Annotated in this window: 8 protein-coding genes; 3 read left to right on the top strand and 5 right to left on the bottom strand. The window is 72.0% G+C overall.

Features of this window, described 5'->3' with window-relative positions; translation table 11 throughout:
* The 3 genes from QOL99_RS12740 to pdhA form a co-directional block, all read right to left on the bottom strand.
* Positions 1-1,128, bottom strand: a 1,128-nt coding sequence (locus tag QOL99_RS12740; RefSeq protein WP_285524341.1) for a C39 family peptidase, incomplete at its 3' end; no start/stop codon positions are given.
* A gap of 67 nt (positions 1,129-1,195) precedes the next feature.
* Positions 1,196-2,197, bottom strand: a complete 1,002-nt coding sequence (locus QOL99_RS12735) for an alpha-ketoacid dehydrogenase subunit beta (protein WP_285524340.1) — start codon at positions 2,195-2,197, stop codon at positions 1,196-1,198.
* A 78-nt stretch (positions 2,198-2,275) separates the two neighbouring features.
* The gene (pdhA, locus tag QOL99_RS12730) at positions 2,276-3,388 is read right to left on the bottom strand and encodes a pyruvate dehydrogenase (acetyl-transferring) E1 component subunit alpha (protein WP_407650180.1); all 1,113 of its coding nucleotides are present in this window, start codon (positions 3,386-3,388) and stop codon (positions 2,276-2,278) included.
* Positions 3,389-3,675: 287 nt separating this feature from the next.
* Between pdhA and QOL99_RS12725 the strand changes: the two genes are divergently transcribed.
* Entirely contained in the window at positions 3,676-4,176 is a 501-nt protein-coding gene (locus tag QOL99_RS12725; protein ID WP_285524339.1) for a hypothetical protein, read from the top strand.
* A 67-nt stretch (positions 4,177-4,243) separates the two neighbouring features.
* On the opposite strand, the gene QOL99_RS12720 is transcribed toward QOL99_RS12725, so the two are convergent.
* Positions 4,244-5,173, bottom strand: coding sequence for a DUF4384 domain-containing protein (locus tag QOL99_RS12720; RefSeq protein WP_285524337.1), 930 nt, complete (start codon positions 5,171-5,173; stop codon positions 4,244-4,246).
* Between the two features lie 156 nt (positions 5,174-5,329).
* Here QOL99_RS12720 and QOL99_RS12715 point away from each other — a divergent pair, with 156 nt between their 5' ends.
* The gene (locus QOL99_RS12715) at positions 5,330-5,854 is read left to right on the top strand and encodes a hypothetical protein (RefSeq protein ID WP_285524335.1); all 525 of its coding nucleotides are present in this window, start codon (positions 5,330-5,332) and stop codon (positions 5,852-5,854) included.
* On the top strand, positions 5,851-7,107 hold the full coding sequence (locus tag QOL99_RS12710) for a sensor histidine kinase (RefSeq protein WP_285524333.1): 1,257 nt from the start codon (positions 5,851-5,853) through the stop codon (positions 7,105-7,107). Before QOL99_RS12715 ends, QOL99_RS12710 begins: the two co-directional genes overlap by 4 nt.
* A gap of 180 nt (positions 7,108-7,287) precedes the next feature.
* Here the strand turns inward: QOL99_RS12710 and QOL99_RS12705 are convergent.
* On the bottom strand, positions 7,288-7,853 hold a 566-nt coding region (locus QOL99_RS12705), incomplete at its 5' end, for a CAP domain-containing protein (RefSeq protein ID WP_285524331.1).

Raw genomic sequence — 7,853 nt, 5'->3', positions numbered from 1 at the left:
GCGGTAGGCGGCCTGGGCCTCGCTGTCACGGCCCAGGGCCGCGAGCGCCCGCCCCCGCCAGTAGTGCGCTTCCTCGTGGTCAGGCACGTCGCGCAGAATCTCCCCGGTCAGGCGCAGCACGTCGGCCGGGCGCCCGGTGCGGATGTACGCCTCGAATGGGCCGAAGGAATACCACGTCGCCCGCCAGGGCAGCCCCCCCGTGTGCCGGGCCGGACGGGTGGGGTCGAGCGTGGCGTCGGGCCGGGTCGCGAACGCCTGATCAAACGCCCGCGCCGCTCCCCGCGCGTCCCCCAGGGCAAGCTTGGCGTGCCCCACACCAAACCAGCCCACCGCGTCCTGCCGCCGTTCGGCCTCGGCCAGCGCGACCCGCAGCGTCTCCTGCTTGGCCCGCACCGGGTCGGCCCGCTCCGCGAGCAGCGCCCGTACCTCCGCCGCCCGCTCCGGCGGCGTCACCACCAGAAAGGTGCGCCCGAACGAGCGCCACAACTCGTCGAAGCGGCCATACGGCATGGTCAGCGGCCCTAGGTACGAGTCCAGGGCGCTGAAGGTCTGCGCCGCGTCGTCGTACCCGGTGAGCAGGCGGTAGTGGCCCATGCCGCCGCTGTCGGGGGTCACGAACCATGTTTCGACGATCACCGGAATCCCGGCGGCCAGCAGCCGCCTCAGCAGCGGGCGGTCGCCCCCCCGCGCGAGGTGGGTGTCCATCCCCTGCGAGCGGGCGTAGGCGGCCAGCTCGTCCGGCGACACGTTCACGTCCCCCGCCGAGGGCTTGAGCTTCGGGGCGATGTCGTACTGGGTCAGGGTGCTTCCCCAGCGGCTCAGCGCCATGCCCACCGTCACCGGGCCGCAGTTGTTCAGCCGCTGGTACTCGTGCCGGATGCCCGGCACCTTCGCGGAGGCGGGCAGGGGCGGCGGGGTCGGTTCCGGCGCAGGGTCCGGTTGGGGCTTGGGCGCGGGCGGCGCGGGTTCGGGTTCCGGTGCGGGGGCAGGAGCTGGGGGCGGTGTCTGCGCGGAGGCCAGCACCGGGGCGGGGGCCTTCGCCTCTCCCGACGGGCGGAAGCGGTCCACGGCAAAGACCGCCGTCCCCAGGAGCAGGGCGGCGGTGAGCAGCAGGGGCGCAGGACGCATCCCCGCCATGGTGCGTGAGCTTCATGATCTGGCGCTGAGGCGCGAAGGTGTCTCAGCGCCCACTCGGTCAGTAGGCCATCACCTTCCGGATCGCCTTCGCCACCCGCACCGGGTTGGGGCGGTAGGAATCCTCGATGGAGGTGAAAGGCGGGTAGGGCGCGTCGAAGCCCGTCACCCGCACGATGGGTGCCCGCAGGAAGTCGATGGCCTCCTCCGCGACCGTCGCGCTGATTTCACTGTGAAAGCCCCCGGTGCGCGGCGCTTCGGTCACCACGATCACCCGGCCCGTCTTCTGCACCGAGGCCAGGATGGTGCCCGTGTCCAGCGGCACCAGCGTCCGCAGGTCAATGACCTCCACCCCGATCCCGTGGGCGCGGGCGGCGTCGGCGGCCTTCTGCGCGACTTCCACCATGCCGCCGTAGCAGATCACGGTCACGTCGTCACCTTCCGTGACCAGTCGGGCTTGCCCCAGCGGGATGGTGTAGTGGCCCTCGGGCACCTCCTCCTTGACCGAGCGGTAGAGCTTGATCGCCTCGAAGAAGAAGACGGGATCGGGGTCCTCGATGGCCGCGAGCAGCAGCCCCTTGGCGTCGCGGGGGGTGGACGGGATGACCACCTTCACGCCGGGGGTGTGGGCCAGGATCGCCTCGGGCGAGTCGGCGTGCTGCTCGGGCGTGTGGACGCCGCCGCCGTAGGGTGCCCGGACCACCATCGGCAGGTGGTAGCGGCTGCGGGTGCGGTGGCGGTAGCGGCCCAGATGCGACAGCACCTGATCGAGCGCGGGGTACAGGAAGCCCGCGAACTGGATCTCCGCGACGGGCTTCAGCCCCGCCAGCCCCATGCCGATGCCCATGCCCACGATTCCGGCCTCGGCCAGCGGGGTGTCAAAGACGCGCTCCGTTCCAAAACGGGCCTGAAGGCCGTCGGTGGCGCGGAACACGCCGCCCATGATCCCCACGTCCTCCCCGAAGATATGCACGTCGGGGTCGCGTTCCAGGGCGAGGGCGAGGGCGTCGTTGATGGCGGCGACCATCGTCATGGTGCGCAGGGCGGTGACAGTGGCAGTCATGCGGGAACCTCGGGGGAGCGGGGAATGGCAGGGGCAGACAGCTGGAGAGGGGCGAGGCGGCTCATTCTTCCTCCGCCATCAGCTCGCTTCCTCCGCCATCAGCTCGGCCCGCTGTCGGCGCAGGGCCGGAGTCGGCTCGGCGAACACGTGGTCCACGATCTCGGCGGGGGTGGGCTCGGGGTAGGCGTCGGCCTCGGCGAGTGCGGCCTCGAACTCGGCCTCGATCTCGCGGGTGATCTCGGCGTCCTCGGCCTCGGTCAGGTGGCCCTGCGCGAGCAGGAAGGCTTGCAGGCGCACCACCGGGTCCTTCTCGTCCCAGCCCGCCGTGTCCTCGGCGGTGCGGTAGCGGCTGGGATCGTCCGCGACGGTGTGGGGCTTGATCCGGTAGGTCACGGTCTCGATCAGGGTTGGCCCCTCGCCCCGGCGGGCCCGTTCGACCGCCTCGCGGGTGACCACGTAGGTCGCCAGCACGTCGTTGCCGTCCACCCGCACGCCGGGAATGCCGTAACCCTCGGCGCGGCGCGACAGGTTGGTCGCCTTCGTCTGCGCCCGCGTGGGCACGCTGATCGCCCACCCGTTGTTCTGGAGGATGAACACGCACGGCGCGTTCAAGGCCCCCGCGAAGTTCAGCGCCTCGTGAAAGTCGCCCTCCGAGCTGCCCCCGTCTCCGATGTAGGCCATCGCCACGTTCCGGGTGCCGCGCCGCGCCTCGGCCAGCGCCGCGCCCACCGCGTGCGGGTACTGGGTGGCGATGGGGATATAGAAGGGCAGCACCTTGAGGTTCTGGGGCATCGCCCACCCGTGCGGGCTGGTGCGCCAGTAGGCGATCGTCTGCGGGATGGGCAGGCCGTAGGTCAGCGCCGCGCCCGTGTCGCGGTAGGTGGGAAAGAGCCAGTCCTGGTGGGTCAGCGCGGCGGCGGTGCCGACCTGGCTGGCCTCCATGCCGCCGTAGGGCGGAAACACGCCCATGCGCCCGGTGCGGTACAGCACCCAGGCCCGCTCATCGAAGTGCCGGGCGCGGCGCATCAGGCGGTAGAGCCAGCGCTGCGTCTCCGGGTCGGGAAGTCGGGCGGGATCGGTGACCTCGCCGCCGGGGGTGAGCAACTGCACCATCTCGTCGGGACTGGGAGTGGGCATGGGATCGGCGGCAGGTGGGGCGGCCGTCTTGCGGGAGGAGCGGGTTCGGGTCATGGACAACCTCGGGGGTGGGGGAGAGCGGAGGGAGGCAGGCGGAGCGGCCCACCTCTCCGCCCCGGTCCGGGGAGTGAGGTGGGCCAGAGGGGACAGTCAGGGGGCCCGGCGCTGGTTGAGCAGCCGCGCCGGGTGCCGCCCGCACGCGGGAAGCGGCAGGAACGGGGGCAGGTGGGGCTCAGGGGTCGGCATGGCAAGGGGGCGGCGGGGAGCCGCAGCGGTGAAGAAAGGCTGTGCCGACCAGCGTAGCAGATGCGCCCCGGCGGGCGGCGAGCGTACACTGGACCATGACAAGAGCCCTGCTGGTGCTGACGGCCCTGGTCCTCCTGACGCCCCCGGCCGGGGCCGACCACCAGCAGGCGAACCTGCGTTCCCTCGTGGCGGCCGACCTGTGTCCCCCCGTCGCCTACGTGTATGTCGACGACGAGGAGGAAGAAGACCTCGGCGTCCTGCTCGACGAGCAACTGATGCGCTACGCCACCCTGTACGGGGTGCCCTACGGCGATCCCAGGACCTGCACCGTCGAGCAGATTTTCGCGGTGGACGCTTTCGAGGCTGAGGGCGGCGACTATCTCTACGCGCTGGACCTCAACCTGCAACTGCGCGCCGACGCGCGGGTCACGCTGGGAAGCCGCCAGCTCACGGTCAAGGCGCTGGAACTGTGCGCCACCTCGGGATATGGCCGCGCGGCCGACGCGGCGGGGCTGACCCGCACCCTGATCAACAATGTCCGCGCCTACTCCGAGGAGTTCGCCCTGGAGTGGAAGGCCACCCACCCGGCCCGCTGAGGCCCAACCACAGATTGCCGGGCCTCCCTGGTGCGGGGGCCCGGCGAGATTGGGTCTTGGGGAGGGCTCAGCGGCGCTCGACCTTGACCTCGTAGTCAGCCTTCTTGCCCTTCTGCTTGACTTCCAGCTCGGCGCGGGCACTTCCCTTGCGGAACTCCCCACGGATGTGGTTGCCGGTCTTGCGGCTTCCCGTCTGGGTGAACCCCTCGGCCTTCAGGCGGGCAGCGTACTCGTCATAGACGGCCTGCAGGGTGCGGCCCTGGACCGTGGCCTTCCACTCGCGCACGCTCGGCAGGGGCTGCACCGTGACCGAGAGGGCCTGGGCGGTGCGGGGAGGCTGCTGGATGGGCGTGCCCCGACTGGGAGCGACGGCGGTGGGCGCGGGGGCAGGCGTCTGCAGGGGCGCGGCCTGTGCCCCGTGCACGGCGACCGTGTAAAAGGCCGTGCCCGACACCCAGCTTGTCTGCGGCAGCGGGTTGACCACGATGCTGAGCGCCTGCGCGAGCTGCTGCTGCCCCTGCACATTGACGGTGGCAAAGGAGTTCTGCTGGCTCCTGAAGGTGGCGATCTGTCCCAGGTCCAGGGGCCTGAGGCTGGCAAGCGCCAGCACCTTGTTCAGCCCCGACGGCCCGGCGATGTCGAAGGTAAAGGGGTCGCCCGCCGCCGGGAAGGTGCGGGTGGTGTTCGCCTTCACGAAGTTGCCGCCGCTCTGGTAGCGGTTGGGCAGCACGAGGTCGACCTGGCCCTGCGGGTCGACGTTGAAGAGGTACACGTAGGCGTCCTGGTTGACGCTGGCCGACAGCCGGATGCGCTCGCCGGGCCGGTAGGTGGGGGCCTGCGTCCCGCTGCCCCGGTCGGTCCACACCCGGACCTCCAGGCTGGTCTGAACCGGGTTCACGATGATGCTCTGGGCACTCAGGACGGGCGCGGCCCCGGCGGTGCCCAGCAGCAGGGCTCCAAACAGCGGGGTGGCGGACAGCAGGGGAAAGGAACGCATGCCCCCACTGTCCCCCCCGGGCATGACGCCGGGCTGACGGGTCGGGCAGCGCCCGGTGCCGCTGGCCTCATGCCCTGCTCAGGACGCTGCCCCTTGAGCCTCTGCCGGGGGGCACTCTAGATTGGGGCGGTGTTCCCCACAAGGCGTGTTCTGTTGGTGACGTTGGCGCTCGGGCCAGCCGTGCTGGGCGCCGTGCTGCCCGGTGGGTGGGGGCAGGCGGCGGGCGCGGCCTTCAGCTACCTGCGCACAGCCCGGCCCATCCCGGCCCCCCAGCCCGGCGAGCGCCCGCTGCTGCGGCTGGAGGGCAAGGCGCAGGCGCTTACCCTGACCCGCAGCCAGCTGCTGGCGCTGCCCACCGTGCGCTACGCCACCCGGCACGCGCAGCTCGGGCGCACCTTCACGTACGAGGGGGTGCCGCTGCGTGACCTCGCCCGGCTGGGGGGCTTTGCCGGACAGGACATGCGGCTGCACGCCAGCAACGGCTACGTGACCACCATCGCGGCGCGGGACTACGGGGCCGCGCCCATCATGCTCGCGCACACGGCGAACGGCAGACCGATTCCCACCCTGGACAAGGGGCCGCTGACCGTGGTTCTCCCCCCCGACGAGCGCCGGTTCCCGCGCAGCCAGTACGGCTCGGCGTGGGTGTGGTTCGTCGAGCGCATCTCGCCTGCCCCGTGAGTGCCCGCGCTGCGGGAGACGCCGTGCCCAGCGCCGTGCCCGTCCACCACGTTCCGGCGGGGGTCCGGGCGCGGGAGGGCCTGCTCGCGCTGCTGCCCACGGTGATCACCGGGGTGCTCCTGCTGCTCGCGCTGCAGCCCTCCTATCAGACCCTGCTGGACCGGGGCGACGGCTGGTCCATCTACAGCTATCACGGGCTGGCCAAGGACGTGCTGCAGTACCGCGCCGCCCGCCTCGACCCGGCGGTGTCCCCCCAGGAGCGCGAGATCCTTTTCGGGGTGGTGCAGTCGCACGTCCTGAATCCGGGGCAGTTCGAGCATCTGCGCGACGTCGAGCGTCAGGGCGAGGCCCGGCTGAGCGCCATCCGTGCGCTGGTCGAGCGTGGGTCCCCGCAGGCCCTCGCGGAAGCCGGGCGGCAGGCGGTGCAGCTCAGCGCCCAGGCCGACGCGCTGGCAAACCAGCTTGGCCTGGACTATGCGAGGGAGTTCCGGCAGCTCCGCCGGGTGCTGCTGGGCACGGCTCTGGTCACCGGCCTGCTGAGCATGGCCCTGATCGTGCGGGCGCTGCGGCTGTGGCGATCGGAGCGCGAACGCCGCGCCCGCCGTGAGGCCCGTCAGCGCGAGGCCCTGAGTTTCGCCAGCCACGAACTGCGCCGTCCCCTCCAGAACCTGCTGCTCGCCAGCGACCTGCTGCGGCAGGAGGGCACGCCCGGGGGACAGCAGCGGCTGCTGGGCATGATCGAGGACAGCGCCCGGCAACTCGCCAGCCGCGCCGACCTCAGCCAGCTCGACGACCTGTACCTCGACGTGACCCTGCGGGTGGCCCCCACCGACCTGCGGCTGCCCGTGCAGCGGGCCGCGGGCGGGCGCGTCACGGCGGCAGTACCGGGAGAACCCGCCGTGTGGCTGGTCGATCCTGACCGGGTCGCGCAGATGCTGGAAAACCTCGTCGAGAACGCGCTGAAATACACCGCCGGTCCGGTAGAGGTGGCGCTGGCGCTGGTGGACGGGCAGCCCGAGATCACCGTGCGCGACCACGGCCCCGGCATCCCGCCGGAGCGCCGCGCCCGGATGTTCCTGGCCTACGAGCGCGGTCCCCTGGGCGCGGCGCCGGGGCAGGGGCTGGGACTGTCGCTGGTCCGCCGCTACGCCCGTGCCCACGGCGGCGAAGTCACCCTGGAGGACGCGCCGGGAGGCGGCACTCTGGCGAGGGTCCGCCTGGGTGAGCCCCCGCTGGTGGACGAACGGCGCTGAGGCTTCTGGCGGGTGACGCAGACCTGGATGACGAGCTGCCCCTGATATGCACTGGGAAGAGCAGCAGTGCGGACGGGCTTTCTTTCTCCCTCGCGCCTTGCGGTGCTTGCTGCGCGAGAGCGAAAACGTTGTGTGGGTGAGGCTCTTCTTCCTTGCCCCGCGAGGGGGGCAAACGGGCCTCTACTCCTCCACCGGCGTCCCGAACACCTGGGTCCAGAAGTGGCGATACCGGGTGTCGGCCTTCTCCGCATGCGCCACGCCGAGATGCGTGTAGTCCCCCATGAGGTTGCGGCAGTGGCCGGGGCTGCGCAGCCACGCGTCCACGACCGCCTGCGGGGTGTCCTGACCACCCGCGATGTTCTCGGCACTGCCCGCCACGCGCAGCCCGGTCGCCTGCACCCGCTCGCCGGGCGTGCTGCCGTCAAGGGCGCTGCGGTGGTCGAAGTAGCCGTGCAGGGCCATTCCCGCCGACTGCGCGAGCGCGGCGACCTCCAGCTCAGGGTGGCGCTTGAGGGGCGGCAGGCTCTGGCCCCCCTCCCGCAGGGTCGCGCAGTTCCAGCCCCGCGCCCGCGCCTGGTTGGTCAGGCGCAGCACCTCGGCCTCGAAGGGAACGCTGCGGGAAAACGGGGCCATGCGGAAGGTCACCCCCCGCGTCAGCTCCCCGCCCTCGCCGGGCAGCCGCACCCCCGCCCGGTGCTCCCCGGCGGTCACGGGGAGGGGGCCCGCGTCGGCCGCCCGCCCGTCCA

It is taken from the genome of Deinococcus rhizophilus (genome assembly GCF_030271215.1).
GTDB classification, from domain to species: Bacteria; Deinococcota; Deinococci; order Deinococcales; family Deinococcaceae; genus Deinococcus; species Deinococcus rhizophilus.
This window is presented reverse-complemented; position numbering and strand designations above follow the sequence as displayed.

Bases quoted from the DNA above. Each gene is read 5' to 3' on its own strand.
- QOL99_RS12725 (WP_285524339.1), top strand. From the start codon at position 3,676: ATGACAAGAGCCCTGCTGGTGCTGACGGCCCTGGTCCTCCTGACGCCC.
- QOL99_RS12720 (WP_285524337.1), bottom strand. From the start codon at position 5,173: ATGCGTTCCTTTCCCCTGCTGTCCGCCACCCCGCTGTTTGGAGCCCTG.
- pdhA (WP_407650180.1), bottom strand. From the start codon at position 3,388: ATGACCCGAACCCGCTCCTCCCGCAAGACGGCCGCCCCACCTGCCGCC.
- QOL99_RS12735 (WP_285524340.1), bottom strand. From the start codon at position 2,197: ATGACTGCCACTGTCACCGCCCTGCGCACCATGACGATGGTCGCCGCC.